Raw genomic sequence first — 26,010 nt, forward strand, 5'->3', positions numbered from 1 at the left:
CTTTTCCGGATCATGCTTTAGTAGTCGAGGGATATCCTGACGCAGGCCTTTTCGAGCCGGGTCTTCAGCGTCGCGAGCTTGCCGGTGAATTCGGTCAGTTCGTTCTCGTCGAATTCCTGGAAGACGAATTCGCGGATCGTTTTGTACTGCTCGTTGAGGCTTGCGATGTGCTTCTGCGTCTTCTCGACCAGCGACAGCCGCACCACGCGGGCGTCGGTCGGCGAGGGCCGCCGCCGCAGCAGGCCCTTCTTCTCCAGCAGCTTGGACTGGGTGGTGACGAAGGACGGATCGACGTGGAGCAGCTTGGAGACCACGTTGACGGGCACGCCGTCGTCCTTGTCGAGGTCGGAGATCGCCATCAGGATCAGCCATTGCGGACCGCTGATGCCCAGCGTTCTCGCCCAGAACTGACGCAACTCCTCCAGATACATGTTGATCGACGAAATTTCCCAGGTGAAACGCCTGATGATATCGAGATTGCCGATGGAGCGGAGGCGCGCCCCTTCCTTCCTGGTCGCTGACACAGCGTCACTCCCGTGATCTGATTCTTTTCCGGCCGGTGTCTTGCACGGCCATAGTCCACGCAAGTCTGCCCTGACGCAAGTGCAGAGCAGGGTAATTTTGTCACTAAAACTACAAAGATGATCAGCTCAGCATATTCCCTCACTCGCGGTGTTGCGCGCGGGGCACAGGTTTAGCGAAACAACAAAGCTGACTAAATAAACTATTTTGATTAGCGGAACGGCGCAGGCATATTGGCCCGTGACGGTGGGGGGTACTCAATCGTCCCGTTGCAGGTGGTTCGCTCACGTCCCTCGCGTCGATGCGGGTGTGTCCAAAAGCGCGAAGCGGCCGAGCGGATTTGAAAAGACGGGGATCTGGGGGGCCTCACGGTCCGGTCTCCGTAAAATGAGCAACTTGGAGATTTTATATGAAAGTGGTGAAGAGCCTTTTGCTCGGCACTGCGGCGGGTCTGATCGCCGTCGGCGGAGCACAAGCGGCCGATCTTCCGGTCAAGGCCAAGGCGGTCGAGTACGTCAAGATCTGCTCGCTCTACGGCGCGGGCTTCTACTACATCCCGGGCACCGACACCTGCATCAAGCTCGGCGGCTATCTGCGTGCTGAAGTCGCGCTCAATGCCGGCGGCAACTACAGCGCCGCCTACAACGGTGTTTCCGGCGCGAACAACCGCCTGTCGAACTACTATTTGGCGCGCGCTCGCGAGGACCTCAACATCGATACCCGTACCGCGACTGAGTACGGGGTGGTTCGCACTTACTTTGACGCGGTGTTCACCTGGACGACCGATAACTATACGGGAAGCGGCTCGGCAACAGGCGCGACCGTTTACTCGCAACTCGGAAGCACGGGCGTGTCTGCGCCGAACAACGCAAACTCGGGCACGATCTCGGGTGGTACGCTCGGCGTCTACTATGCGTTCATCCAGTTCGCCGGCTTCACCATGGGTAAGTCCGTGTCGCAGTTCGACGCGCCCTGGACCAACTATCCCGGCAACAACTTCGACCAGCTCGTCGGTGGCAGCGGCTCCGTGAACGGCGTCGCCCAGTTCACCTACACGGCCGATTTCGGCCAGGGCGTGACCGCGACCGTTTCGGCGCAGGACCAGACCCAGTTCTTCACGACCAACATCTGGAACACCGCCGGCATGTCCACCAGCGGCGTCCTCGGCGGTGCTTACGGCTCGAACGATATCGGCGGCACTAGGTCGCCCGACATCGTCGGCATGGTTCGTGTCGACCAGGCCTGGGGCCTGTTCCAGGCGTCGGTGGCTGCGCACGACAACCACGTCGCCTACTACGGCGCGTCCGAAGTCACCGGTCATCCGGAAGACAAGTGGGGCTGGGCCGTTCAGCTAGCTCTGCAGATCAAGAACATCCCGACCGGTGCTGGCGACGTGATCAACATCTCGGGCGTCTATACCGACGGCGCGAGCCGCTACAACTTCCAGTCGCTGGCGGCGACCAGCTACTCGATGTTCGGCGGTTCGGGCAGCGCGTATCAGAGCATCGGCTTTGCCGGCGTGTCTGACGCGGTGTTCGGTCCCAACGGCCAGCTCGAGCTGACCAAGACCTACGGTTTCCGTGGTGCCTACACCCACAACTGGACCCCGTACTGGAATACGGCGCTCTACGGCGCGTGGGCTGCGGTCAACTACAGCGGCACGGCGAAGGGCCTGATCTGCGGCAGCGCTGCGTTCGCCTCGCTGACCGGCACCTGCAACCCGGACTTCAACATCGGCCAGATCGGCGTCATCACCCGCTGGACGCCGGTCAAGAACCTGACCTTCTCGGCTGACTTCGTCTACAGCCACCTCGACCAGAAGTACTCGGGCGTGATCACCACCCCGGCGCTGGCGTCGGTTGCCAAGCCTGCGGCAACCTACGAGCTGAAGGACCAGGACACCTACAGCCTGCTGCTGCGCGCCCAGCGCAACTGGTAAGCTGAAGACCGTTCCGATCTGATAGAGCCCCGGCGGGAAACCGCCGGGGCTTTTTCATGAAAGCGGCCTTCGGAAAATCCGGCAACACGTTGCAAACGACGAAGACGAGCTATGCGAATCGATCGCCCTCAAACTTATTTACTTACCTGAGTTGATCAGCTATCTTGTTTTCAGCCGATTACGAAAGTCACGGCTCTTAGCTTCATGCTAAGCCTCCAGAAACCTCCGGTGATGCCCCGCCGGAGGTTTTTCGTTTTGGGATTTTCCTTCAGCCGCGCATCACACGGGCGCGCGAGTTCGGCCGGTAGGCGAGGCGGCTGTGGCCGACGCAGTAGGACTGGCCGTCGGGCGCGGTATTGCCGCAGAAGCAGAAGTCGTCTGCGCCCGGCGTCGAGATCGGCCAGCGGCAGCGATTCTCGGCGAGCTCCAGCAGCGAGCAGCGGTTGGCATCGTCGATCGGACCCGCGACCACAGGTGTGTCGGTGTCGCCGTAGATCGTGGCGAGCATCTCATATTGCAGCCGCGGTACGGCTCTCGTCCCGCGCCGCGGCGCGAGGCTCCGCTCGAGCTTGCGCTCGTCGCTCGTCCTGCCGCGCGTGAGATTGAGCCGGGACAGCTTGCCGATCACCGCGTTGCGGCTGACGCCGATGTCGGCAGCGATCTCGCTGCAGGTGAGGCCGGCCTCGAAGTGCTGCTTCAGAAGCTCAATTCGTTCGTTGGTCCAGGTCGGTGAAGAAGCAGTCGGTGAAGAAGTTGGTGAGAGAACAGGCATTGTAACGGTCCCAGGTTGCAGATGTCGGCCATCCTCCTCTCGAGATCCGTCCGCCTCACGTCCGGCGCGCCCTCACGTTCTGCCGTTGTCGCGAATCGACAGAAGCCCGTCCTTGATGGCGAGACGGATGCCTTCCTCGATCAGTGTGCGTGCGACGCCGGGAACGCTGGTGCCGTGGGTGCCCTGTCTCACCAGTTTTTCCAAATAGGTGATGGTCGAGAGCGCCAAGGTTACGGGAATGCGGTCAGTCTCGGCTTTTTCGGTGGCCATGGCCCGAACGCTAGCCTCTTACTCGGGTACATAAAAGTAACGATTAAGACTCTATTTAGGTTCAGGGGTGGGAGTCAAATCCGGGCAAGACCGGTGTTTCAGCTCATTGGAATCGCTCGGGAAATCAGGCGCAGCGCCGCGCGCCGCGCGGGATGCCGAGCGGCGGCGGCGTGGAGACGGGGCCGGGCAGGCGGGTGGGGCTAGCCGTGCACGATCGCCTTTTCGATCATGCAATGGATGCCTTTGCAGCCGTTGACGGTCTGCGTCACCCGCAGGTCGGCGGCCAGGCTGCACAGCGTGTAGGCGTCCTCGCGCGACAGGTTTCGCGTCTCGCCGAGCAGCACGATCATGTCGCGCAGCGCGCGCACCACGCACTGGTCGAGGTCGGGATCCATGGCCATGGTCATGTAATGCGTTGCCGTCTCGGCGCGCGGATAGTCGAACCTGAGATCCTTGCGCAACGTCAGGCGGAAGCGGCCCTGGAGCGCGGTCTCGATCGCAGTGACGCAGACCTCGCCGTCGCCCTGCACACCATGGCCGTCGCCGCAGGAGAACATCGCGCCCGGGACGAACACCGGCAAATAGAGCGTCGCACCGGCCCCGAGCTCCTTGTTGTCGAGATTGCCGCCCATCGCGCGCGGCACAAGCGAGGAGATGCGGCCCCAGGCCGGCGGCGGCGAGACGCCCATCACGCCGAAGAACGGCTTGAGCGGCAGATCGAGGCCCCAGGGCATGCGGCCGACCATCCGCGACCGGTCGAGCGGGATGTTCAGGATGCGCGTTTCGTGGAAATCGTCGGGCAGGGTGCCGGACAGCGGCTTGATCATGTTCCAGCCCCAATCCTGCCGGAGCTGGACGTCGAGGATCTCGACCGCGAGCACGTCGCCGGGCTCGGCGCCCTCGACCGCGATCGGGCCGGTGAGGATGTGGCCGGGCAGCATGCGCTCGTTCTTGGCGTGAACCTCGAACATCTCCGGCGGAATGTGAAATTTGGTGCGGTCGGGCAGCATGTCGGGCCCGCCGCTGATGGTGTCGACCGTCACCTCATCGCCGCTTTTGACGGCGAGGACGGGTTTGAGCGCGGCTTCAAAGAAGCCCCAATGGCAGGTCTCGGGGCTTGAATGCAGGTGGTGATGGGTCATTAGCCGCGTCCAATCGGTTTCATCAGAACTCGTCATGAGAACCTGTTATGCCCGGGCTTGACCGGGCGATCGATCCTCTTTCAAGAAGATTTCTGAAGATGGACGGGCCGGTCAAGCCCGGCACGATCATTCCAGCGAGGCTCCCCTGTATTTCGTTCTTTCCAAGACCCTCGGCACCGCTCTGCTGCCGATCAATCTCCTGATCGAGCTCGGAATCCTGTCGCTGCTGCTGATGGCGACGCGGTTTGCTGCGGTCGGCCGCAAGCTTGCCGTGACTACGCTGGTGCTGCTGGCGCTGATCGCGTTCTCGCCGATCGGCAATCTTCTGCTCTATCCGCTGGAGTCGCGTTTCCCGGCGTGGGACACGTCGCGGGGCGCCCCCGACGGCATCATCGTGCTCGGCGGCTCGATCGACACCGATCTGTCGGCGGCGCATCGCACGCCGGTGGTTGCGCACGCGGCCGATCGCATGCTGGCGCCGGCCGACCTCGCGCGGCGCTATCCGAACGCGCGTATCGTCTTCACCGGCGGCTCGGCGAACCTGGTCGCGACGGAGGCGAGGGAGGCCGACTACACCGCGCCCATACTGGAAAGCCTGGGCATGCCGAAGGAGCGCCTGATCCTCGAGCGCGACTCCCGTAACACCTGGGAGAACGCCATCTTCACGAAGCAGCTGGTGATGCCGAAGCCGGGCGAACGCTGGCTCCTGGTCACGTCGGCTTTCCACATGCCGCGCGCGATGGGGATTTTCCGCAAAGCCGGGTTCGATGTCGAAGCCTATCCGGTGGATTGGCGGATGGGCGGGCGCGACGGGCTCTTCGCCTTCACCCGCAATGGGGCCGACGGGCTCGGCAAGACCGATGTCGCCGTGCGCGAATGGATCGGCCTTTTGGCGTATCGCATCATGGGGCGGACCGGCGAGTTGCTTCCGGGACCGGGCAAGGACTAAAACGGGAGCCGCAAAACAAGAACAGAGTACCGGCGCGCGATCGCCGGTCGGGAGGACGCCATGCAACAGCAGAGCGCAGACAGGATCGATCTTGCCGGCCTCGTCGCCGACCTCAACAGCCTGCTGCGGCTGAAGACGACGGTGATCGGCATGAAGCTGTTCGCGAGCGCCGCCGACATGGAGGCGATCCCGAAAATCCGGCGGCCGAACGCGGTCCACACCACCGACCAGATCGTCAGCATGGCTGCACGTCTGGGCTGGACGGTCGGCATCACCGCCGACGATCTTGTCGGTGCGCAGTGTCGCGCCGTGATCGGGCTTGCGCCGCAGGACGAAAAATGGCTCGCCGGCGAAAACTATGTCGGGGTCTGGCACGGCACCGCCGAGGACGCGCGCAAGCGCCAGGAGGCGCTGGACGTGGTTCCGTTCGGGCAGTATCAGGCGCTTGCGGTCAGTCCGCTCGCGAGCGGGCGGCTCGATCCGCCCGACATCGGCCTGGTCTATGCAACGCCGGGGCAGATGATCATCCTGATCAACGGGCTGCAATATACCGGCTACAAGAAGTTCGAATGGGGCGTCGTCGGTGAGACCGCCTGCGCGGATTCCTGGGGGCGGGCGCTGAAAACCGGCGAGCCCAGCCTGTCCTTGCCATGCTATGCCGAACGGCGCTATGGCGGCGTGCCGGACGAGGAGATGCTGATGGCCTTGAAGCCCTCGCATCTCGCCAAGGCGATCGAGGGCATGAAGGCGCTGGCCAAGAACGGCTTGCGCTATCCGATTCCGCCTTATGGGATTCAAAGCGACGTCCGCGCCGGCATGGGCGTGAGTTACGCGAAGAAATAAAGGTCGACCATGAGCTCAGCGAAATTCGACATCGTCGTCTACGGTGCGACCGGTTTCACCGGCCAGCTCGTCGCCGAATATCTGACTCAGCATTACAAGGGCGACCACGCGCTCAAATGGGCGATGGCAGGCCGTAGCCTCGGCAAGCTCAAGTCGGTACGCGATGCGATCGGCGCGCCCGGGAATACGCCGCTGATTGTCGCGGATGCGTCGGACGCGGCCTCGCTGAAGGCGATGGCGGAGCAAACGATGTCGGTGATCACCACCGTCGGCCCGTATCAGCTCTATGGCGAGGAACTGCTCGCGGCCTGCGTCGCCACCGGCACCGATTATTTCGATCTCTGCGGCGAGCCGATCTGGATGCGGCAGATGATCGACAAATACGAGGCGGCAGCGAAAGAGAGCGGTGCGCGTATCGTGTTTTCCTGCGGCTTCGATTCCGTGCCGTTCGAGCTCGGCGCGTTTGTCGTGCAGGAAGAGGCCAAACGCGTGTTCGGCGCTCCGGCCTCGCGTGTGAAAGGCCGCGTGCGCGACATGCGCGGCACGCTGTCGGGCGGCACCGCGGCGAGCGCGAAGGCGACCTTCGATGCGGTCGCCAAGGACATCAGCCTGATCGCGATCCTGAACGATCCGTTCGCGTTGACGCCGGGCTTCACCGGCCCGAAGCAGCCGAAGGGCAACAGGTCGCTGCTCGAGGATGACCTGCAATCCTGGGCCGCGCCGTTCATGATGGCACTGATCAACACGCGCAACGTCCATCGGTCCAACATGCTGATGGGCTTTCCCTACGGTCAGGACTTCGTCTACGACGAGATGGTTCTGACGGGTCCCGGCGAGAAGGGCGAAGCCAACGCGCAGCGCGTGGTGGCCGCCAACGCCGAGAAGACCGGTCCGAACGCGCCGAAGCCGGGCGAGGGGCCGTCGAAGGAAGAGCGGGAGAACGGTCGCTTCGACCTGCTCTATGTCGCGATCGCGCCCGACGGCCGCATGGTTCGCGCCGGCGTCACCGGCGACCGCGATCCCGGCTACGGCTCGACCTCGAAGATGATCTCCGAATGCGCGATGTGCCTGTTGCGCGATGTGACAGACGTCCCGGCCGGATTCTGGACGCCGGGCGCGGCGATGCAGCACAAGCTGATCAAGCGCCTGCGGGACAATGCTGGGTTGACGTTCGAGGTGGAAGCGTAAGGTCAGTGTCCGCGAAGTTCGACATCGTCGTTTACGGCGCGACCGGATACACCGGCCAGCTCGTCGCCGAATATCTCGCTGCAAGCTACGCCGGTGACGGCGCGCCGACATGGGCGATGGCCGGGCGCAGCAGGGACAAGCTCGCCTCCGTTCGCGATGCGATCGGCGCACCCGCTGACACGCCGCTCATCGTGGCGGACGCGGCCGATCCTGCGTCGTTGCGCGCGATGGTCGATCAGGCGAAGCTGGTGGTGACAACGGTCGGTCCCTACCAGCTCTACGGCTCCGATCTGCTTGCGGCCTGCGTCGCGTCGGGCACCGACTACATGGATCTCTGCGGCGAGCCGATCTGGCTGAAGCAGATGATCGACAGGCATGACGCGGCGGCGAAGGCGAGCGGCGCGCGCATCATGTTCTCCTGCGGCTTCGATTCCATCCCGTTCGAGCTCGGTGCGTTCTTCGTGCAGGAGGAAGCCCGTCGCGTGTTCGGAGCGCCGGCTCCGCGCGTCAAGGGGCGCGTCCGCGACCTCAGCTGGAAGTTCTCCGGCGGCACCTCGGCGAGCGCGAGGGTTACCTTCGAAGCAGTCGCGCAGGATCTCAGCCTGGTGTCGATCCTCAAGGACCCCTTCGCATTCACGCCCGGCTTCGAGGGGCCGAAACAGCCGCGCGGCAACAAGCCCGTTTTCGAGCAAGACCTGCAATCCTGGTCCGCCCCGTTTGCTATGGCGACGCTGAACACGCGCAACGTCCATCGCTCCAACATGCTGATGGGATTCCCGTATGGCCGGGATTTCGTCTACGACGAGATGGTGCTGACGGGGACGGGGGACGAAGGGCAGGCCAACGCGAAGCTCGTCATGGCCGCCAATACCCAAAAGACCGGCCCCAAAGCGCTCAAGCCCGGCGAGGGGCCGTCGAAGGAAGAGCGCGACAGCGGTCATTACGACGTGCTCTATGTCGCGATCGCGCCCGACGGACGTCAGGTTCGCGCGGCGGTGAAGGGCGATCTCGATCCCGGCTATGCCTCAACGGCGAAGATGGTTTCCGAATGCGCGATCTGCCTGTTGCGCGACACGCCTGATGTCCCGGCCGGTCTCTGGACGCCGGGCGCGGCGATGCAGCACAAGCTGATCAGGCGGCTGGTCGATCACGCCGGGCTGACATTTGAGGTGGAGAGTTAAGCGCATTTGCGCGCCCAAATGACGGTGTCGTCGCCCGGCTTGACCGGGCGACCCAGTATTCCAGAGACAGCAGTGATTGAGCCGAGAGGCCGCGGCGTACTGGATGCCCCGGTCAAGCCGGAGCATGACAGTGTTGTCGATCGCTACGCCGCCCGCGCATCATACGCGTACATGAACTCCATGCTCTTCGATCCCAGCGGCAACAGCCATTTCATCATCTGATTGCGGAGCCATGCGCCGGTGGCGCTGAACTCGCGCTTGCTGTTGCCGTTGCGGCGCGCCATCGCGACGATCTTTTCGGTGCGAGGGCGCCGCTCGGCCTCGAAGGCCTGGAAGGTGGCGCCGAGCTCCTGGCCCTCTTGCATCAGCCGCGCGAGCCGCATCGCATCCTCGAGCGCGAGCGAAGCGCCCTGGCCCGCGTGGGGGCTGGGCGCATGCGCGGCATCGCCGATCAGCAGCGAGCGCTTGCGCGACCAGGTCGGCAAGGTCGCGACGTCGAGCGTGTCGGTGACCACGATGTTCTCGGCCGCGTCGATGATGTCGGGGATCGGATCGTGCCAGCCGTGATGGAAGCCGCGCAGATGCTGCTTGAGCGTCGCGTGGTCGAGCGCGCGGAACATCGCCGCGTCCATGCCGTGCGCGGGCTGCGTGCTCCACCACATCACGCCGTCGTTCGGATCCGGGCTGCAATAGCCATAGCCGAAGAAGCCGCTCTTGCCGAACGTGGTCTCGACGTGCCGGCCGATCGGCCTGCCATCGAGGACGGCGTGCGGCACGAAGCCGCCGAACCCGATCAGCCCGGTGTCGAACGGTTGCGGACCGTCCGGCACGACCTGGCGGCGCACGACCGAGTGCACGCCGTCGGCGCCGATCAGGAAGTCGCCTTCGGCCGTGGTGCCGTCGGAGAAGTAGGCGATGATCGGCTGGTCGCCGCGGTCCTCGATCTTGATCAGGCGCTTCTCGAAATAGAGCGAGACGCAGGCGCACCAGGCCTTGTCGATCAGGATTTCGTTCAGCGTGGCGCGGCAGACATTGACGGCCGGCTGGCCGAAGCGCCGCGCCATGTCGCGGTTGATCGAACCGAGCCGTTCGCCGCTCTGCGAATAGAAATCGAAGGATTCGGCGATCGAGCCGCGGCTGATCAGCTCGTTCGCGAGCCCGATCTCGTCCATGACATGCATGCCGTTCGGTGCGATCTGGAGGCCGCCGCCGATGCCTTTCGAATAGGGCCAGGCCTCGTAGATCGCGGATTCGATGCCGGCGCGGCGCAACAGGATTGCGGCGACAGGGCCGGCGATACCGGCGCCGATGATCAGGGCCTTGCGGGGACGGTTGGACATGGCTTGCTCCCGACGTTTCCGTGGTGCTAGGAGAAATTACGGCTGCTAAATCTCTTAGTAGCTAAGATATATATCGACTAAGATATGAGGTCGGCCTTGTCAAGGACGAAGGCGCGCGCGGCGCTGTTGCAGGAACTCGAGGAGGCGATGCGGCGGTCGTCCGCGCAGGGCGTGCTCTATGGCCAAACGGTTGCGAACGTTGCCGGAATTGCCAATTCCGACCTCGAATGCATGGACATCCTCTATCTGGAGGGCCGCGTCACCGCGGGCCGGCTCGCCGAGGTCACGGGGCTGACGACGGGCGCCATCACCGGCGTCGTGGACCGACTCGAGAAGGCCGGGCTGGTGCGCCGCGAGCGGGACGAGCAAGACCGCCGCAAGGTCTTCATTTCCGTCGTGCCCGAGACGGCGATGAAGATCGGCCAGCTCTACGTGCCGATGCAGCAGGCGATGGAGAAGGTGTTTGGCGCCTATTCCGACGAGGAGCTGCGCCTGCTGCTGCGCTTCGCGACCGAGGGCTACAAGGGTGTGCTCGCGGCAACCGAGGCGCTGAAGGGCCTGCTCGATACGCCGCCGGAAAAGCGGCCCGATCTCAAACTGAAGAAGCTTCGTCGCGAGACTTGATCTTGTAAGCCTGCGCAGCCGCGATCATGCCCCACATCGCGCCCAGCATCATCCAGAAGTGCCGCCAGTGGTCGGTGTCGATCACGAAGCTCTCGCCGACGGTGCCGACGAAGGCGGAGAAGATCGCGAGATAAGCGCGCTGCCAGGGCACACGGACGAAGATGTGCCTGATACCCATGATCACGGTGGTGAAGACCAGCGCGGGGTAGCACACGCCGGAGAGCCAGCCGCCGGACATGAAGGCGTTGAGGTAGGAGTTGTGGGTGTCCTCGGGGAAGTAGCGGTGGAATTGCAGGGGGCCGATGCCGAATGGCAGGTCGAGCGCCATCTCCGCGCCGAGGATGTGCCGGCCGAACCGGCCGAAGCGGCCTTCGTCATAGCTCTGGTCGAAGCTTGCGCGCTGCTTGAACATCTCGGCGGTGGAATCGAATGACAGCAGCACCGCGATCAGCGCGAGGCCCAGCACCGCGGCAACGATCGCCATGACGACGATGCGCGAGCGCTGCGCGTTGGTGCGGCTGGTCAGCACCATCAGCGCCAGCATGAAGGCGGAGGTCAGCACCAGTCCGCCCCAGGCGGCCCGGGAGAACGCGAGCAGGATCGCCAGCGACATGATGCCGAAAGCGATGACGTTGCGGAACGCCTTGGCAAACTTATCGGAGACCACGCTCTGGAGCGCGAACAGCGCCGGCAGGATCAGGAAGGCGCCGAGCACGTTCGGGTCCTTGAACGTGCCGCGTGCGCGCCCGTAGAGGGTGAGGAGATCGTCTCCGCCGGGAACCAGATGGAAGTAGCCGGCGACCGCCGACAGCGAGGCGACCATCGCGCCGACCACGAGGCCGCGGCGGAGCATGTCGAGCCGGGCCGCGGTGTCCTCCGAAGTGACCATCGCGAAGAACACGACGGTGACCGCCATGTACCAGGAGGTCGCAATCCAGCTCGCCACCTCGGACTGTTCGAACAGCGGGACCGCGCTGATCGTGTAGCCGACATTGAGCAGGACCAGCATCAGGATCAGCGGCATCAGCACGAGCCGCAGGCGCAGGCCGGTCGCGAAGAAGGTGACCGCGGCCAGCAGCGTCACGATCTCGTAGGGGCTCGGCTCGATGAAGACGATGGCTCCGGAGGCGCCGGCCAGCCACACCAGCGCGCGCTGGATGGCCAGCACGCCGGGCGCAGCCGGTGCGGCTAATTTCACTCCACCGGCTGTCGCCGCATACGCCATCACATGCTCACGCTACTCGTACACGCACACAACTTCCGACGTCATGCCCCGCGAAAGCGGGGCATCCAGTACTCCGAGCCGTTCGTGGCAGTTTCTACTGCCGGCGATTACTGGATCGCCCGGTCAAGCCGGGCGATGACAGTGAGGCTCGGGTACGACAAAACTCAATACGCGTTCTCGTTCTTGGTCAGCAGCGAGACCGGCGTCTTCAGGAGAATGACGAGGTCGAACAGCACCGACCAGTTCTCGATGTAGTAGAGGTCGAATTCGACGCGCTTCTGGATCTTCTCTTCATTGTCGATCTCGCCGCGCCAGCCGTTGATCTGGGCCCAGCCGGTGATGCCGGGCTTGACGCGGTGACGAGCGAAATAGCCGTCGACGGCTTCGTCGAACAGGCGGCTCTGGAGCTTGCCCTGCACCGCGTGCGGACGCGGGCCGACCAGGGACAGATTGCCCGAGAACACCACGTTGAAGAGCTGCGGCAGCTCGTCGAGGCTGGTCTTGCGGATGAAGCGGCCGACGCGGGTGACGCGCGGATCGTTCTTGGTCACGACCTTGGAGGCGGTCGGGTCGGCCTGATGGTGGTACATCGAGCGGAATTTGTAGACGTCGATGCGCTCGTTGTTGAAGCCGAAGCGCTTCTGGCGGAACAGCGCCGGGCCGGGGCTGTCGAGCTTCACCGCCAGCGCCACCAGTCCCATCACCGGCAGGGCTGCGAGCAGCGCGAGGCCGCCGACGATGCGGTCGAACAGCCACTTCATCACCAGGTCCCAGTCGGTGATCGGCGCCTCGAACACGTCGAGCGTCGGCACCTCGCCGAGATAGGAATAGGAGCGGGGACGGAAACGCAGCTTGTTGGTGTGCGCGGAGAGCCGGATGTCGACCGGCAGCACCCAGAGCTTCTTCAGCATCTCCAGGATGCGGGTCTCCGCCGAGATCGGCAGCGCGAACAGCACGAGATCGACGCGGGTGCGGCGGGCGAATTCGACGATGTCGTCGACCTTGCCGAGCTTGCGCGCGCCGGCGCAGGTGTCGAGAGCGCGACTGTCGTTGCGGTCGTCGAACACGCCGAGCACGTGGATGTCGGAATCCTCCTGAGCGTTCAGCGCCTCGACCAGTTGCTCGCCGTTGCTGTCGGAGCCGACGACGATGGTGCGGCGGTCGAGCCGGCCCTGGCGTGCCCAGGCGCGCACCAGCGAGCGCAGCACCAGGCGTTGGGAGATGAGCGCGGCGAGCCCAAGGAAGTAGAAGGCGGCAAGCCACAGCCGCGACATTTCGCTGCCGAACTTGGCGAAGAAGGATACGCCGATGAACAGCAGGAAGACGAACGACCAGGAGGAGATCATCCGCGTCATCTGCCGAAGCTGACCGCGGAACAGTTGCACCTGATAGATGTCGGCGGCCTGGAAGCAGACCACGGCGGCGACCGCGACGGCGATGATCTGCGCGGGATAAACCCAGCTGAAGGAGCCGGCGAGCGGCATGACATAGCCGACATAGAGCGCGATGCCGACGAGGCTCAGCAGGGCGAAATCGGCCAAGCGGACGAAGCCGGTGATCACGATCGGCGAATAGGCGCGGGCGACCTTCTGGTTGACGACGTCGAGCGCGGCGGGCGAGAGCCGGCGACGGCGCTCCACAAAGGGTTGGTCAGCCGGCTTCGCCGCGGCGCTGGTCGCGGCGTCGAGCATCGAGCGTGCGTTGAGCGGTTCCACGGGCGTCCACGTCCATTCCAAAAAACCCGCGGGTCGCAGCGTTGCGCCCCGGGCGAGCATCCCCTGGCACGTCGATTATCGGACAAATCGGAAGATTCTCTAAAGCGGTCTTAAGGATGGTTAATGATTGGCAAATGCGTCGCGATAACCCGCGAGCACGCCGTCAACCATCGCCTGCTGGGAGAAATGCGCGGAGATGCGCTCGCGCAAGGCGACCGCACGCTGCGCGGTTCCTTGCGGATCGTCGAGTGCGGCCGCGATCGCTTCGGCCATGGCCTCGGCGTTGCTCGGCGCAAACAGCGCCGGGCTGTCATGCCCAAAAATCTCGGGGATGCCGCCGACGCGGGCCGCGATCATGGGAATGCCGGCAGCTCCAGCCTCGATAACGACGTACGGCATTGAATCGCCGCGCGAGGGCACGACCAGCAGCCGCCCCTTGGAGAAGCCGTAGCGCGCCTTGACGTGACCGATGAAGCGGATGGCGCTGGAGAGACCGAGCTTGTCGACCTGCGCCTTCAGCGCCGCCGTCTCCTCGCCGTCGCCGCCGAGCGTGAGCGTGACCTTCTTGCCGCCCTCGTGCAGGCGCGCCACCGCATCGACCAGCAAATCCGCGCCCTTGATGTGCCTGAACTCGCCGACATAGGCGAGATCGGTGGCATCGTCGGCGATGCTAACAGGTTCGAATTCTTCCGGCGTCACGCCATTGAAGACGCAATGCACCACGCCCTTGGGTGTGCCGACGATGCGCTGATAGGTGTCGCGCGCAAACGCGCTCTCGAACAGAAACAAGTCTGTCGCGTCCATCAGCGTGCGTTCCAGCCGCGCGTAAAACTCGCCCTTGAAGGTGTTGAGTGGATAGTGCAGCGAGCCGCCATGCGGGGTGTAGATGCGGATGGCGTCGTTGGATCGCCGCCGCATGCGGACGAAGGCGCCGGCCTTGGCTCCGTGGCCGTGCGTGACGTCGGGCTTGAGCGCGGCGATCAGGCGCCGCATCCGCAGCCACACCAGAAAATCGTCAGGCGACGGTTCGCGGCGGATCGCCAGCCGGTGCACGCCGAGCTTCAGCCGTGGCGCGAGCTCGGCCAGCGCCTTGTCCGCGCGCTCACCGCCGGTGAGGCTATCGGCAAGAATCCCGACGTGATGGCCGCGATCGACCTGACCGTTGGCGAGATCGAGGATGTGGCGGAAGATGCCGCCCACGGGAGCGCGCACGGCGTGCAGGATGCGGAGCGGCCGGTCGGGAGAGGGGGGCATGATCAGAACCAGCGCTCGACGGCGAATGCTCGAACAATTCTCGAAATATCGAGATGGATTAAGAGCCCTCGTGGTTAACAAACGGTGTCGGCGCGGTGCGCGCCGGTCGCGGCAGGGCGCGATTAACCCAGCAGCAACCTTAATGGAGTGTAATCGCCCCGGTTGAGGTAGAGTCGCAGCGTTGCCCTGCGGGAGTGTTCGATGCGTTTAGCGTTCTGGCGTGCCGGCAAGGACAAGGCGGTGGTCGAGCGGGCTATTTCGAAGCCCAAGGCCGAAGCCAAATCGACCGAAGCCGCGCCCAAGATTGAAGCAGAGCCTGCGCCGGTTGCTGCGAAGCAGGCACAAGCCGAATCCGGCGACATCGATCTCCATGCGCTCGGCGCGGTGCTCGCCCGCAAGCGCGGCTGGATCATCGTGCCGACGGTGCTCGCGCTCGTCGCGTCGATCGCCGCCGTCAATCTCGTCACCCCGCGTTACAAGTCGGAATCCCGCATCTTGATCGACGGCCGCGAGAACGTGTTCCTGCGGCCGAGCAGCGACCGCAGCACCGAAGAGCGGCAGTCGCTCGATCCCGAGGCGGTGACCAGCCAGGTGCAGCTCGTGCTGTCGCGCGATCTCGCGCGCGAGATCATCAGGAAGAACAAGCTCGCGGAACGCCCCGAATTCGATCCGGTGCTGCAAGGCATTTCGCCGCTGAAGTCGCTCGCGGCGCTGATCGGCATCGGCCGCGATCCGTTCTCGATGACGCCGGAAGAGCGGGTGCTGGATGCCTATTACGAGCGGCTCCAGGCCTACGCCGTCGACAAGTCGCGCGTGATCGTGGTCGAATTCCAGTCCGCCGATCCGGACCTTGCCGCGCGCGTCGCCAATTCGATCGCCGACGGCTATCTCGTGCTCCAGCAGAATGCACGCCAGGACCAGGCCCGCAGCGCCAGCCAGTGGCTTTCGGGCGAAATCGAAAATCTGCGCAAGAAAGTCTCCGACGCCGAAGCCAAGGTCGAGGACTTCCGTTCCAAGTCGTCGCTGTTCGTCGGCACCAACAACACCACGCTCTCGAACCAGCAGATGGGCGAGGTCAATACCCAGCTCAACAATGCGCGCTCGATGAAGGCGGATGCTGAATCCAGGGCGCGGCTGATCAAAGAGATGCTCCAGAGCGGCAAGCCGATCGAAGCGTCCGAGGTGGTGAACTCCGAACTGATGCGGCGGCTGTCTGAGCAGCGGGTGACGCTGCGGGCGCAGCTTGCCGAACAGTCATCCACGCTGCTCGGCAATCACCCGCGGATCAAGGAGCTGAAGGCGCAGCTTGGCGACCTCGACAACCAAATTCGCGACGAAGCGGCCAAGATCTCGCGCTCGCTCGAAAGCGATGCGCGGATCGCCAGTGGCCGGGTCGACGGCCTGACGGCGAGCCTCGATCAGCTCAAGAAGCAGGCGACCTCGACCAACGGTCAGGACGTCCAGCTCCGCGCGCTGGAGCGCGAAGCCAAGGCCCAGCGCGACCTGCTCGAGACGTATCTTGGGAAGTATCGCGAGGCCAGCACCCGCGAGAGCATCGATACGGCGCCGGCGGAGGGCCGCATCATCTCGCGCGCCATCGTCTCGAATACGCCGGCCTATCCGAAGAAGCTGCCGATCGTGCTGATCGCGACGATCGCAACGCTGCTGCTCTCGTCCGGCGTCGTCGTCACCGGCGAGCTGTTGCGCCAGACCGCGCCGCGCGCGGTGGCCGTGTTCACGCCGGCGCAAACGCAGGCGCCGGTGCGCCAAGAGCCGGTGGTCCACCAGCCGCTGGTCCAGCCGGTGGCTGAACCGATGCTCGATCCGGTTGTGGAGGACCTTACGCCGCTTCAGCCCGAGATGACGGCCGATGCCGACGTCACTGAATTCACCGAGATCGAGCATCTGGCCGACAACCTGCGCGCTGCGGGACCGGCGGCGAAGAAGGTCACGGTGCTCGGCACCGCGGCCGGCGAAGCCATCACGCTGTCGACGCTGACGCTGGCCCGGCACCTGGCGCGCGATGCGCGCGTCGTTGTGGTCGATCTCGCCGCATCCTCGCCGACCATCGCCGCGGTGTCCGTGGATGCTTCGGCTCCCGGCCTCGCCGAGCTGATGCAGGGCGAGGCCTCGTTCGCGCAAATCATCACCCGCGACAAGCTCTCGCGGCTGCACCTGGTCATGGCCGGCCGTCCCGGCTTCGACCGCAGCCTGCTGCAATCGCCGCGGGTGACGCTCGCGATCGATGCACTGCTCCGCGCCTACGACCACGTGCTGGTGGACGCCGGCAGTGCCTCGGACCTCCCGGCGGAACTCTTGACGGCGCATGCCCGCGCCGTCGTGGTGCCCGATGTCTCGATGGCGCCGGATGCCCGCACGCTGATGTGCGAGCAGCTGAAGGCGGTCGGCTTCAGCGAGGTGACGATGCTGAGCAAGCCGGTGCAGCCGTCGAACGCAGTGGACGCGCCGCGCGTGGTCGCGGCGTAATTCTCGCCCTCTGCCGCTGCGGGAGAGGGTGGCTTCGCGAAAGCGAAGCCGGGTGAGGGGTCTTTCTCCACGAGCTCGGAATCGTAGGGTGGGCAAAGGCGCATTTGCGCCGTGCCCACCACCTTTCAACGATTGCGGGAGACGTGGTGGGCACGCTTCGCTTTGCCCACCCTACGAGACCAGAGGCTGTGACGCCTACCCGAACGCCTGCCGCAGCCGCCGCGCCAGATCGAACAACATCTGGTTCTGCTTCACCAGCCGTTTGCCGTGGTTCAGCGAGGACATCGCCATCGCCGCGAGTTTTCCGCGCGCGGTCAGGGGTACGAAGCTGTCGAAAATGTCGTCGTCGTCCTTGCAGAACATGCGCTTGTAATCGTCCGAGCCGATGCCGAGATCGAGCGAGCGGTAGCCGCGTTCGGCGTAGCGGTCGATGATGTAGCGCATCAGGATCAGCCCGGGGCTGTAGCGGGCGTGCTCGGACATCGTGTAGGTGTTGAACATCATCGAGAAGCGCTGGCCGTCGGCGACGCCGGCGAAGATCGCGATCACCTCGTCGTCGCATTCGAGCGCATGGATGTCGATGACGCGGCCTTCGCCGCGCGGCGACAGGCATGCGCTGCGGATGAACGCTTCGACGCCGGGCTCGGCAAAGACGTTGGGCAGTTTCTGTTCGGCCATCCGCGCCGGCTTGACGCGGAAGAACCAGTCGAGCAGGCGGGTTACGTCTGCGTCCGTGGTGGCGAGGTGATAACGATAGCCGGCAAGCGCCTGGAGCTTCTTTTCCTTGCTTTTGAGGCGGCGGCGAAAGGAGTTGCTGATCCGCGATGCGGGCGGCCCGCCCGGCTCCATCGCCAGGAGAGGGCAGCCGTTGATCGCACTCTGCCGCGGCAGTTGCGCGAACGGGTTGTGCTGGTCGTGCCAGCGCAGCGGCTGCTGCGTCAGCGCGAGCACGTCGGCATGCTCGCGCATCGGCGCAAGCAGCGCGTCGAGATCGGCGATGGCGACCTCGGCTGCGAACTCGGCGTTCCACAGGCCCATGTTGAAGGTGGTGTGCTTGCCGCCCATGAAGCAGGCCGTGCGCACGCCGTGGCCTTGCCGCAGCGAGAGCGGCAGCAGCAGGAGCGGCTGGCGCTCGGCGTCGCGGGCTATGACGATGAAGGGACTGGCGCCTTCGTGGCTGCCGACCAGCCGTTGCCATGGGCTGAGCAGGTCGAAGCGCTGGTAGGGCGTGAAGAGGTGACCGCTCTCCTCGAACGCGCGCCAGACCGTCTCGGCCTCGGCCAGATCGGTGACGATATCGACATGCGCGATACGGCTCGCTTTCGACCGCGCTGGCGATTCTGCCGTCCGGCTTTGCATCGCCGCAGCCATGGTCATTCACGAAACCTGTCGAGAAACGAAAAATTTGCGTATTTCGGCCTGTGGCCGACCTTTGCAAAGAAATGTCAACAAAGGGTAATGACAATCAGGCGAACGCGAAGGTGGGATATTGGCATCCGACGACAGATGGCTGGAGCGGTTGCGGCTTGAACTGGCCTGGTTCACCGGTCAGGCCGTGCTGCGCAGCCGCGGCGCCGGCGCGATCCTGCGCTTTCAACACGTGCGGCCGCGGCGGCGCGGCGCGTTTCAGCCGCTGCGTGAAAGCGAAATCAGTCCGCAATTCCTCGATCGCGCCATTCATGCGCTGAAGCGGTGGGGGTATGACTTCCTCGGCATGGACGATGTCTGCCGCCGCGCGGTGACGCTGCCGCAGAATCGGCGCTTCGTGGCGCTGACCTTCGACGGCGCCAACAAGGACCTCATCAGCTTCGCCTATCCGGTGCTGGCGCGCCATGCCGTGCCGTTCACGATCTATGTGCCCACCGCGTTTCCCGATGGAGTCGGAGAGGCCTGGTGGCTCGGGCTCGAGCGGATGATCGCGCGCGAGAGCCGCATCAACCTGATGATGGGCGAGAAAGAGCAGCGTTTCACCGTCACAGGCAACGCCGAGAAGCAGGCGCTGTTTTCGTTCGTCGAGAGCTGGCTGCGTTCGTTGCCGCCGGCGGATGTGTCGACTGCGATCGCCGATCTCTGCACGCGCTACCGGGTCGACCTCGCTGCGCTCTCGCGCGAAGCGTCGATGGATTGGGAGGATCTGGCAAGGCTTGCGGCGGATCCGCTGGTCACGGTCGGCAGCGCGACGGTGAACTATCCCATTCTCGCCAACATGAAGGACGCCGCCGCGTTGCGCGAGATGACGATGGGCAAGGCGGTCGCGGAAGCGGCCTTCGACCGCGAGATCAGGCATCTGGCCTTTCCGTTCGGCGATCGCTCGTCTTTCCGGCGCAGCCACGTCGTCATGGCGGAGGAGGCCGGCTTTGCCAGCGCCGTCTCGACCATCCCGGGCATCGTGGATGCGGAGGGGCGCACCAATCTGCACGCACTGCCGCGGATTTCCTGGGACGGCCGGATACAATCACTGCGCATGCTGCGCGTGCTGGTGTCCGGTGTTGCCTTCGCGCCGGTGAAACCGACCGGCAGCGTTACGAATTAAGATTTGACGCGATCCGGCCGCTGCATCCAGCTCACGATCGGCATCGCCGGCAGCACCCAGCCCATGCCGACCACCACGTAGTAGATCGCCTGCCGCCAGCCGGACTCGGCGATCCACGGCATCTGCGCCAGCGCCATGCCGAGCAGGGCCCAGACGGTGGCCAGCACCAGGAGCAGGATGGCGCCGAGGAACTTGCGGGTGCGGATCGTCATGGCGGAATGCTGCGGCCTTCGCGTAACTTGCGCTGCGGGAGCGGGGGACTATAAGGGGCACGCAGTCCGGTTCAAGTCTCTTTGCAACAAGGCTTGGTTTTGCCCCTGAAATGACGACGATTTTCGCTCCGACCAACCCGCACCGCGCCTTGCGCTGGTGGCTGATTTCCGTGGCCGCGCTGATCGCGGTGATGGTGCTGGTCGGCGGTGCCACGCGTCTGACGGAGTCCGGCCTCTCGATCGTCGAATGGAAGCCGGTCACGGGCAGTGTTCCGCCGCTGACAGAAGCGGCGTGGAACGAGGCGTTCGAGGCCTACAAGAAGATCCCGCAATATCGCGAGCTCAATGCGGGCATGAGCCTGTCCGAGTTCAAGGAGATCTATTGGTGGGAATGGAGCCACCGCTTTCTCGGCCGCTTCATCGGCGTTGCCTATCTCTTGCCGTTCCTGTTCTTCCTGTGGCGCGGCGGCCTGTCGGGTGAGTTGAAACGGCGGCTGTGGCTGCTGTTCGCGCTTGGCGGACTCCAGGGTGCGGTTGGCTGGTGGATGGTGGCCTCGGGCCTGACGGAACGTGTCGAGGTCTCGCAATATCGACTGGCGACGCATCTGGTGCTCGCGCTCCTGATCTTCGCCGGCATCGTCTGGACGGTGCGGCGGCTCGCCGAGCGGCCGCAGATCATTGCGCCCGCGCGGCTGAGATTCACGAGCGTGCTGCTGCTCATCGTGACCTTCGTCCAGATCTATTTCGGCGCGCTGGTCGCGGGTCTGCGCGCCGGGCGCGCCTACAACACCTGGCCGCAGATCGACGGCGCGTTCATTCCCGCAGGCGAGCGGCTCTGGTTCGAGACGCCGTGGTGGCGCAACATGTTCGACAACGTGCTGACGGTGCAGTTCGAGCACCGCATGACGGCCTATGCGCTGTTCGTGCTGGCGGCGCTGCATGGGCTCGATGCGGTGCGCTCGCGCACGGCGGCCGGCGGTGCGCTCTGGCTGTTCGCTGCGGTCAGCCTGCAGGCTGTGCTCGGGATCCTCACGCTGCTCAACCAGGTGCCGATCGATCTCGCGCTTTCGCACCAAGCGATTGCGATCGTGGTGCTCACGCTTGCAGTGATGCAGGTGGAGCGGCTGGCCTCGCGACAATCTGCACAGGCGCAGCCGCGCGCGGTTCCGGTCGGTCAGGCCGGCTGATCAGGTCAGCAATAGCCGTAGACGCCGCAGGCGTAGGGCAGGCGCCAGAAATAGTCGACCTGCTTCCCGCCGTAGTAAGGGCCCTGATAATCGTAGCTCCAGGGCCGGCCATAATAGCCCGGCAAGGTGCTGGAGCCGGGCAGGAGCGGCGTGCCCGGCAGGTTGCGGATGTAGCTGCCGATGCCGTAGGCCGGCGAGATCAGCGCATCCGGATCGGTCTCGACATAGACCTGTGGCGGGTCCTGCGGCGGCACGGCAGCGCGCCGTCTTGCTGTGGCCGGCAGATCGGCGGCAACGGCAGCTGAGACCGTCAGCATGGCGGCAAGGGCAGGCACCATCCAGCGCAGCATCGTCGGCTCCGAATCAAAGGGGCGATCCAAGGACGATGTATGCGGCAGATATGGTTAATGACTGTTAACTGACGGCGGCCAAAACGGCCGCCGTCATTCCGGGGCGCGCGGAAGCGCGAACCCGGAATCCAGAGATGAGCAAATGACGTCGAGATTCCGGGTTCGGTGCTTCGCACTGCCCCGGAACGACGCGGAAAACTACCCGGCCAGCGCCTGCTCCAGGTCCGCGATCAGGTCTTCCTTGTCCTCGATGCCGATCGAGAGCCGCACCACGTCGGGGCCGGCGCCGGACTTCACCTTGGCGGCGTCGTCGAGCTGGCTGTGCGTCGTCGAGGCCGGGTGGATGACCAGCGAGCGGGTGTCGCCGACATTGGCCAAGTGCGAGAACAGCTGCAGCTTCGACACCAGGCTGACGCCGGCGTCATAGCCGCCCTTCAGGCTGAACGTGAACACGGCGCCTGCGCCCTTCGGCGCGTATTTGCGTGCAAGCTGGTTGTACTTGTCGCTTGCCAAGCCCGCATAGCTCACCGAGGCCACCGCCGGATGGCCGGCGAGGAATTCGGCGACGGCCTTGGCGTTGTCGCAGTGCTTCTGCATGCGCAGCGGCAGCGTCTCGATGCCGGTCAGGATCATGAAGGCGTTGAACGGCGACAGCGCGGGTCCGAGATCGCGCAGGCCCAGCACGCGGCAGGCGATCGCGAAAGCGAAATTGCCAAAGGTCTCCTGGAGGCGGATGCCGTGATATTCGGGCCGCGGCTCCGACAGCATCGGATATTTGCCGCCCGTGGACCAGTCGAACGTGCCGGCGTCGACGATGATGCCGCCGAGCGAATTGCCGTGGCCGCCCAGGAATTTCGTCAGCGAGTGCACGACGATGTCGGCGCCATGATCGATCGGGCGGATCAGATAGGGCGAGGCCAGCGTGTTGTCGACGATCAGCGGCACGCCCGCCTTGCGCGCCACCGTCGAGATCGCCTCGATGTCGGTGATGCTGCCGCCGGGATTGGCAATGGACTCGATGAAGATGGCCTTCGTGCGCGGCGTCACCGCGCGCTCGAAGCTTGCGATGTCGTCGGAATCGGCCCACACCACGTTCCAGCCGAAGCTCTTGAACGCATGCGAGAACTGGTTGATCGAGCCGCCATAGAGCTTTCGCGCGGCGATGAATTCGTCGCCGGGCTGGAGCAATTGCTGCAGCACCACGACCTGTGCGGCGTGGCCCGAGGCGACCGCAAGCGCGGCGGTGCCGCCTTCGAGTGCGGTAACACGCTCTTCCAGCACCGCGTTGGTGGGATTGCCGATGCGGGTATAGATGTTGCCGAATGCCTGCAGGCCGAACAGCGAGGCGGCGTGGTCGGCGTCGTTGAAGACGAAAGAGGTGGTTTGATAAATCGGGGTCGCGCGCGCACCGGTGGTGGGATCGGGTTGTGCCCCGGCATGCACGGCGAGGGTCGAAAATCCCGGAAGGCGATCGCTCATTGAGGGCGTCCTGTTCTTGTGATCTGAAATCGCGCGGCATGCTGATCGGCGACGCGCCCGCCGTCAAGGCGCCGCTTCACATCACGGCGCTACGATTGTCACGTTCGCGCAACGGAAGTTTATTGCGTCAGCTCTGCTCGGTCTTGTTCTTTGCTGCGCGATCGGAAGCCGCGGTGTCACCGCCGCTGACACTCATCCGATTGAGGGATAGCCGCATGCCTTGCGTCGGAGCCGGCGGCCGTTTGGAGCTCAGCGTGCGTGAATTGACGCCCATCCAGGAGATCTCCGACGACAAGCGGCCATATTCGATCTTCGGGCAGCGGTTCATCACGACCTTGATACCGACCGATTCCGCTTTCGCCGCTGCCGCGTCGTCGCGCGCGCCAAGCTGCATCCAGATCACCTTCGGCAGCGGATCGAGCGTGAGCGCTTCTTCGACCACCGGCATGATGTGGCTGGAGTTGCGAAAGATGTCGATCATGTCGACGGGGCGGCCGATGTCGGAGAGCGAGGCAATAAACGGCTTTCCGAGCAGATCCTTGCCGACATGGCCGGGATTGACCGGGATCATGTCATAGCCGCGCTGCGCCAGATATTTGAACGCAAAATAGCTCGGCCGCACATTGACGGGCGAGGCGCCGACCATCGCGATCGACTTCACGCTGTTGAGGATGCCGCGGATGTAATTGTCGGGATAGGCGTCGTGGTTCATCTTTTTCTTTCTCTGACCCTCATGGTGAGGAGCGCGGCATGCGCGTCTCGAACCATGAGGCCACAGTCGGGCCTCCATCCTTCGAGACGCCGCGTTCCGCGGCTCCTCAGGACGAGGTGTTGACTACTCATCCCGCCATGTCGGCGTGCGCTTCTCGATGAAGGCGCCGATGCCTTCCTCGGCGTCGCGCGCCATCATGTTCTCGGTCATCACCTCTGCCGCATAGCGATAGGCGTCCGCAAGGCTCATCTCGGCCTGGCGGTAGAACGCCTCCTTGCCGAGCTTGACGGTGTAGGCCGACTTCAGCGCGACCTGTTCGGCGAGGGCAATTGCGGCCTCGCGCTCGGTGCCGGCCGCGACCACGCGGTTGATGAGCCCGATCTCGCGGGCGCGCGTGGCCGGGATCGGCTCGCCGGTCAGCAGCATTTCCATCGCCTGCTTGCGCGGCACGTTCCGTGACAACGCCACCATCGGCGTGGAGCAGAACAGCCCGATATCGACGCCCGGCGTGGCAAAGCTCGCCGCTTCCGAGGCGATCGCGAGATCGCAGCTTGCCACGAGCTGGCAGCCGGCCGCGGTCGCGATGCCCTGGACGGCAGCGACCACGGGCTTCGGCAAGTGCACGACCGCCTGCATCATCGCGCTGCAGGCGGTCATCATCTCGGCAAAGAAGGCGCGGCCGCGATCCGGGTCAGTGCGGCGCGCGGTCAGTTCCTTCATATCGTGGCCGGCGGAGAAGGCGGGGCCGTTGGCTGTGATCACCACGCCGCGGATCGCCTTGTCGTCGCGGATCTCGTTGAGCTCGGCATGCAGGCTTGCGATCATCGCCTGCGACAGGCTGTTGCGCGCGGCCGGGCGGTTCAGCGTCAGGACCGCGATGGGCCCTATGGTCTCGCGCAGCAGGCTCGACGGTTGCGGGGAGGGGGCGCGGGCGGCCTGGGCGGACATCGAAGCGTTCCCGGTTGGATTCTTGCAATTGGATGACGCAGATAACTTAATGTAACAGGGGATGCGAAGCGAGGGTGAGGCGAAGCATGGCGTTAGCGAAAATGAGCGTGGCGGAGGTCGAGCAGTTTCTCCGTGACGAGTTTCCCCAGGCCTTCAGCGGCGATGACATCACGATCGAGAGCGCCGACGGCCAGACCTGCCTTTTGCGCCAGCGCTACAGCGAAAGGATGCTGCGGCCGGGTGGAACCGTGTCCGGCCCGACGCTGATGGCACTGGCGGATTTCGCGATGTACGTGGTGCTGCTGTCCGCGATCGGGCCGATCGGGCTTGCGGTCACCACCAATCTCAACATCAACTTCCTGCGCAAGGGCCAGCCCGGCCAGGATGTGCTGGCGGAGGCGCGGCTGCTCAAGCTCGGCAAACGCCTGGCGGTCGGCGAGGTGAAGCTGCTGTCCGGCACGTCGCCCGATCCGATCGCTCATGTCACCTCGACCTATTCCATTCCAAATGTTTGAGCTTTTCGCAGGTAATATAGCACCATAATTTTAAGATATTGATTTTGCTATTGTAATTCCTGCTCTGGGGCATTGACCGTTGCGCGTCTCTTCTCTAGAAAACCGCGCAGTCCGGCGCGGTGTTCGCGCCGATATCTCCCGTCCACGGAAACTCCGATATGAAAACCTTTTCGGCAAAGCCGGCTGAGGTGACGAAGAAGTGGGTACTGATCGACGCCAAGGGTCTGGTTGTCGGCCGTCTCGCCACCATCGTCGCCATGCGCCTGCGCGGCAAGCACCTCCCGACCTACACCCCGCACGTTGATTGCGGCGACAACGTCATCATCATCAACGCGCAGCATGCGGTCCTCACCGGTCGCAAGCGCGAGCAGAAGACCTACTACAAGCACACCGGTTACGTCGGCCACGTCAAGGAGCGCACCGCGCGCCAGATCCTCGAGGGCAAGCATCCCGAGCGCGTGCTCGAGAAGGCCGTCGAGCGCATGATCCCGCGTGGTCCGCTCGGTCGCGTCCAGATGGGCAACCTCCGCGTCTATGGCGGCGCCGATCATCCGCACGAGGCCCAGACGCCCGAGAAGATCGACATCGCCAAGTTGAACCGCAAGAACACGAGGGCCGCATAA

The 26,010-nt window shown here is 64.5% G+C and carries 25 protein-coding genes; 11 read left to right on the plus strand and 14 right to left on the minus strand.

The window, feature by feature from the left end; translation table 11 throughout:
• Nucleotides 1–17: 17 nt before the first annotated feature.
• Entirely contained in the window at nucleotides 18–524 is a 507-nt protein-coding gene (locus HAP41_RS22425) for a MarR family winged helix-turn-helix transcriptional regulator (RefSeq protein WP_028152624.1), read from the minus strand.
• 407 nt (nucleotides 525–931) lie between these two features.
• Between HAP41_RS22425 and HAP41_RS22430 the strand changes: the two genes are divergently transcribed.
• Nucleotides 932–2,461 carry a porin gene (locus HAP41_RS22430; RefSeq protein WP_166097035.1) on the plus strand — a complete coding sequence of 510 codons (1,530 nt, stop codon included), beginning with the start codon at nucleotides 932–934 and terminating at the stop codon, nucleotides 2,459–2,461.
• Between the two features lie 268 nt (nucleotides 2,462–2,729).
• Here the strand turns inward: HAP41_RS22430 and HAP41_RS22435 are convergent, their stop codons facing one another.
• From HAP41_RS22435 to HAP41_RS22445, 3 genes are all read right to left on the minus strand, one after another.
• A complete protein-coding gene (locus tag HAP41_RS22435; protein ID WP_063982926.1) occupies nucleotides 2,730–3,233 on the minus strand; it encodes a GcrA family cell cycle regulator in 504 nt (167 codons plus the stop codon).
• Between the two features lie 72 nt (nucleotides 3,234–3,305).
• A complete protein-coding gene (locus HAP41_RS22440) occupies nucleotides 3,306–3,503 on the minus strand; it encodes a hypothetical protein (RefSeq protein WP_007603456.1) in 198 nt (65 codons plus the stop codon).
• A 200-nt stretch (nucleotides 3,504–3,703) separates the two neighbouring features.
• Nucleotides 3,704–4,645 carry an acetamidase/formamidase family protein gene (locus tag HAP41_RS22445; protein ID WP_166097034.1) on the minus strand — a complete coding sequence of 314 codons (942 nt, stop codon included), beginning with the start codon at nucleotides 4,643–4,645 and terminating at the stop codon, nucleotides 3,704–3,706.
• A 232-nt stretch (nucleotides 4,646–4,877) separates the two neighbouring features.
• On the opposite strand from HAP41_RS22445, the gene HAP41_RS22450 reads away from it, so the two are divergent.
• Genes HAP41_RS22450 through HAP41_RS22465 form a run of 4 tightly spaced genes read left to right on the plus strand, consistent with a single transcriptional unit; the run spans nucleotide 4,878 to nucleotide 8,806 of the window.
• Complete coding sequence (locus HAP41_RS22450; protein ID WP_224580772.1) at nucleotides 4,878–5,594, plus strand: YdcF family protein; 717 nt, start codon at nucleotides 4,878–4,880, stop codon at nucleotides 5,592–5,594.
• A 60-nt stretch (nucleotides 5,595–5,654) separates the two neighbouring features.
• Nucleotides 5,655–6,437 carry a DUF169 domain-containing protein gene (locus tag HAP41_RS22455; RefSeq protein WP_166097033.1) on the plus strand — a complete coding sequence of 261 codons (783 nt, stop codon included), beginning with the start codon at nucleotides 5,655–5,657 and terminating at the stop codon, nucleotides 6,435–6,437.
• Nucleotides 6,438–6,446: 9 nt separating this feature from the next.
• Complete coding sequence (locus tag HAP41_RS22460) at nucleotides 6,447–7,625, plus strand: saccharopine dehydrogenase family protein (RefSeq protein WP_166097032.1); 1,179 nt, start codon at nucleotides 6,447–6,449, stop codon at nucleotides 7,623–7,625.
• 5 nt (nucleotides 7,626–7,630) lie between these two features.
• Nucleotides 7,631–8,806, plus strand: coding sequence for a saccharopine dehydrogenase family protein (locus tag HAP41_RS22465; protein WP_166097031.1), 1,176 nt, complete (start codon nucleotides 7,631–7,633; stop codon nucleotides 8,804–8,806).
• Between the two features lie 143 nt (nucleotides 8,807–8,949).
• On the opposite strand, the gene HAP41_RS22470 is transcribed toward HAP41_RS22465, so the two are convergent.
• Nucleotides 8,950–10,146: an FAD-dependent monooxygenase gene (locus HAP41_RS22470; protein WP_166097030.1), complete on the minus strand. Its 1,197-nt coding sequence runs from the start codon at nucleotides 10,144–10,146 to the stop codon at nucleotides 8,950–8,952.
• Nucleotides 10,147–10,293: 147 nt separating this feature from the next.
• Between HAP41_RS22470 and HAP41_RS22475 the strand changes: the two genes are divergently transcribed.
• Nucleotides 10,294–10,770: a MarR family winged helix-turn-helix transcriptional regulator gene (locus HAP41_RS22475; RefSeq protein WP_166105847.1), complete on the plus strand. Its 477-nt coding sequence runs from the start codon at nucleotides 10,294–10,296 to the stop codon at nucleotides 10,768–10,770.
• Here HAP41_RS22475 and HAP41_RS22480 read toward each other — a convergent pair.
• The 3 genes from HAP41_RS22480 to HAP41_RS22490 form a co-directional block, all read right to left on the minus strand.
• Nucleotides 10,739–11,995, minus strand: a complete 1,257-nt coding sequence (locus HAP41_RS22480; RefSeq protein WP_166097029.1) for an O-antigen ligase family protein — start codon at nucleotides 11,993–11,995, stop codon at nucleotides 10,739–10,741. The two genes, HAP41_RS22475 and HAP41_RS22480, sit on opposite strands and share 32 nt — an antisense overlap.
• 164 nt (nucleotides 11,996–12,159) lie before the next feature.
• Nucleotides 12,160–13,710, minus strand: coding sequence for an undecaprenyl-phosphate glucose phosphotransferase (locus HAP41_RS22485; protein WP_166097028.1), 1,551 nt, complete (start codon nucleotides 13,708–13,710; stop codon nucleotides 12,160–12,162).
• Nucleotides 13,711–13,830: 120 nt separating this feature from the next.
• A complete protein-coding gene (locus HAP41_RS22490) occupies nucleotides 13,831–14,964 on the minus strand; it encodes a glycosyltransferase family 4 protein (RefSeq protein WP_166097027.1) in 1,134 nt (377 codons plus the stop codon).
• A gap of 201 nt (nucleotides 14,965–15,165) precedes the next feature.
• Here HAP41_RS22490 and HAP41_RS22495 point away from each other — a divergent pair, with 201 nt between their 5' ends.
• The gene (locus tag HAP41_RS22495; protein ID WP_166097026.1) at nucleotides 15,166–17,451 is read left to right on the plus strand and encodes a GumC family protein; all 2,286 of its coding nucleotides are present in this window, start codon (nucleotides 15,166–15,168) and stop codon (nucleotides 17,449–17,451) included.
• A 195-nt stretch (nucleotides 17,452–17,646) separates the two neighbouring features.
• Here HAP41_RS22495 and HAP41_RS22500 read toward each other — a convergent pair whose 3' ends face one another.
• Nucleotides 17,647–18,828: a GNAT family N-acetyltransferase gene (locus tag HAP41_RS22500; RefSeq protein WP_166097025.1), complete on the minus strand. Its 1,182-nt coding sequence runs from the start codon at nucleotides 18,826–18,828 to the stop codon at nucleotides 17,647–17,649.
• Nucleotides 18,829–18,940: 112 nt separating this feature from the next.
• Here HAP41_RS22500 and HAP41_RS22505 point away from each other — a divergent pair, with 112 nt between their 5' ends.
• On the plus strand, nucleotides 18,941–19,984 hold the full coding sequence (locus HAP41_RS22505) for a polysaccharide deacetylase family protein (protein WP_166097024.1): 1,044 nt from the start codon (nucleotides 18,941–18,943) through the stop codon (nucleotides 19,982–19,984).
• On the opposite strand, the gene HAP41_RS22510 is transcribed toward HAP41_RS22505, so the two are convergent.
• A complete protein-coding gene (locus tag HAP41_RS22510) occupies nucleotides 19,981–20,196 on the minus strand; it encodes a DUF2842 domain-containing protein (RefSeq protein WP_014494810.1) in 216 nt (71 codons plus the stop codon). The genes HAP41_RS22505 and HAP41_RS22510 overlap by 4 nt on opposite strands.
• A 110-nt stretch (nucleotides 20,197–20,306) precedes the next feature.
• On the opposite strand from HAP41_RS22510, the gene HAP41_RS22515 reads away from it, so the two are divergent.
• The gene (locus HAP41_RS22515) at nucleotides 20,307–21,383 is read left to right on the plus strand and encodes a COX15/CtaA family protein (RefSeq protein ID WP_166097023.1); all 1,077 of its coding nucleotides are present in this window, start codon (nucleotides 20,307–20,309) and stop codon (nucleotides 21,381–21,383) included.
• Between the two features lie 5 nt (nucleotides 21,384–21,388).
• On the opposite strand, the gene HAP41_RS22520 is transcribed toward HAP41_RS22515, so the two are convergent.
• The 4 genes from HAP41_RS22520 to HAP41_RS22535 all read right to left on the minus strand — a co-directional run bounded on the left by HAP41_RS22520 (nucleotide 21,389) and on the right by HAP41_RS22535 (nucleotide 24,872).
• Nucleotides 21,389–21,733: a hypothetical protein gene (locus tag HAP41_RS22520; protein WP_166097022.1), complete on the minus strand. Its 345-nt coding sequence runs from the start codon at nucleotides 21,731–21,733 to the stop codon at nucleotides 21,389–21,391.
• 198 nt (nucleotides 21,734–21,931) lie between these two features.
• Complete coding sequence (locus tag HAP41_RS22525) at nucleotides 21,932–23,212, minus strand: O-acetylhomoserine aminocarboxypropyltransferase (protein WP_166097021.1); 1,281 nt, start codon at nucleotides 23,210–23,212, stop codon at nucleotides 21,932–21,934.
• 127 nt (nucleotides 23,213–23,339) lie between these two features.
• Nucleotides 23,340–23,924, minus strand: a complete 585-nt coding sequence (locus HAP41_RS22530) for a CoA-binding protein (protein WP_071913309.1) — start codon at nucleotides 23,922–23,924, stop codon at nucleotides 23,340–23,342.
• Between the two features lie 123 nt (nucleotides 23,925–24,047).
• Nucleotides 24,048–24,872, minus strand: coding sequence for an enoyl-CoA hydratase (locus HAP41_RS22535; RefSeq protein ID WP_166097020.1), 825 nt, complete (start codon nucleotides 24,870–24,872; stop codon nucleotides 24,048–24,050).
• A gap of 86 nt (nucleotides 24,873–24,958) precedes the next feature.
• On the opposite strand from HAP41_RS22535, the gene HAP41_RS22540 reads away from it, so the two are divergent.
• Nucleotides 24,959–25,387 carry a PaaI family thioesterase gene (locus HAP41_RS22540; protein WP_039147848.1) on the plus strand — a complete coding sequence of 143 codons (429 nt, stop codon included), beginning with the start codon at nucleotides 24,959–24,961 and terminating at the stop codon, nucleotides 25,385–25,387.
• A gap of 158 nt (nucleotides 25,388–25,545) precedes the next feature.
• Nucleotides 25,546–26,010 carry a 50S ribosomal protein L13 gene (rplM, locus tag HAP41_RS22545; RefSeq protein ID WP_008137961.1) on the plus strand — a complete coding sequence of 155 codons (465 nt, stop codon included), beginning with the start codon at nucleotides 25,546–25,548 and terminating at the stop codon, nucleotides 26,008–26,010.

This window comes from Bradyrhizobium barranii subsp. apii, assembly GCF_011516635.5.
GTDB classification, from domain to species: domain Bacteria; phylum Pseudomonadota; class Alphaproteobacteria; order Rhizobiales; family Xanthobacteraceae; genus Bradyrhizobium; species Bradyrhizobium barranii.

Coding starts and splice junctions, on each gene's coding strand:
- HAP41_RS22430 (WP_166097035.1), top strand. CDS start 932: ATGAAAGTGGTGAAGAGCCTTTTGCTCGGCACTGCGGCGGGTCTGATC.
- HAP41_RS22435 (WP_063982926.1), bottom strand. CDS start 3,233: ATGCCTGTTCTCTCACCAACTTCTTCACCGACTGCTTCTTCACCGACC.
- HAP41_RS22440 (WP_007603456.1), bottom strand. CDS start 3,503: ATGGCCACCGAAAAAGCCGAGACTGACCGCATTCCCGTAACCTTGGCG.
- HAP41_RS22445 (WP_166097034.1), bottom strand. CDS start 4,645: ATGACCCATCACCACCTGCATTCAAGCCCCGAGACCTGCCATTGGGGC.
- HAP41_RS22450 (WP_224580772.1), top strand. CDS start 4,878: ATGGCGACGCGGTTTGCTGCGGTCGGCCGCAAGCTTGCCGTGACTACG.
- HAP41_RS22455 (WP_166097033.1), top strand. CDS start 5,655: ATGCAACAGCAGAGCGCAGACAGGATCGATCTTGCCGGCCTCGTCGCC.
- HAP41_RS22460 (WP_166097032.1), top strand. CDS start 6,447: ATGAGCTCAGCGAAATTCGACATCGTCGTCTACGGTGCGACCGGTTTC.
- HAP41_RS22470 (WP_166097030.1), bottom strand. CDS start 10,146: ATGTCCAACCGTCCCCGCAAGGCCCTGATCATCGGCGCCGGTATCGCC.
- HAP41_RS22475 (WP_166105847.1), top strand. CDS start 10,294: ATGCGGCGGTCGTCCGCGCAGGGCGTGCTCTATGGCCAAACGGTTGCG.
- HAP41_RS22480 (WP_166097029.1), bottom strand. CDS start 11,995: ATGGCGTATGCGGCGACAGCCGGTGGAGTGAAATTAGCCGCACCGGCT.
- HAP41_RS22490 (WP_166097027.1), bottom strand. CDS start 14,964: ATGCCCCCCTCTCCCGACCGGCCGCTCCGCATCCTGCACGCCGTGCGC.
- HAP41_RS22495 (WP_166097026.1), top strand. CDS start 15,166: ATGCGTTTAGCGTTCTGGCGTGCCGGCAAGGACAAGGCGGTGGTCGAG.
- HAP41_RS22500 (WP_166097025.1), bottom strand. CDS start 18,828: ATGACCATGGCTGCGGCGATGCAAAGCCGGACGGCAGAATCGCCAGCG.
- HAP41_RS22510 (WP_014494810.1), bottom strand. CDS start 20,196: ATGACGATCCGCACCCGCAAGTTCCTCGGCGCCATCCTGCTCCTGGTG.
- HAP41_RS22515 (WP_166097023.1), top strand. CDS start 20,307: ATGACGACGATTTTCGCTCCGACCAACCCGCACCGCGCCTTGCGCTGG.
- HAP41_RS22520 (WP_166097022.1), bottom strand. CDS start 21,733: ATGCTGCGCTGGATGGTGCCTGCCCTTGCCGCCATGCTGACGGTCTCA.
- HAP41_RS22525 (WP_166097021.1), bottom strand. CDS start 23,212: ATGAGCGATCGCCTTCCGGGATTTTCGACCCTCGCCGTGCATGCCGGG.
- HAP41_RS22530 (WP_071913309.1), bottom strand. CDS start 23,924: ATGAACCACGACGCCTATCCCGACAATTACATCCGCGGCATCCTCAAC.
- HAP41_RS22535 (WP_166097020.1), bottom strand. CDS start 24,872: ATGTCCGCCCAGGCCGCCCGCGCCCCCTCCCCGCAACCGTCGAGCCTG.
- HAP41_RS22540 (WP_039147848.1), top strand. CDS start 24,959: ATGGCGTTAGCGAAAATGAGCGTGGCGGAGGTCGAGCAGTTTCTCCGT.
- rplM (WP_008137961.1), top strand. CDS start 25,546: ATGAAAACCTTTTCGGCAAAGCCGGCTGAGGTGACGAAGAAGTGGGTA.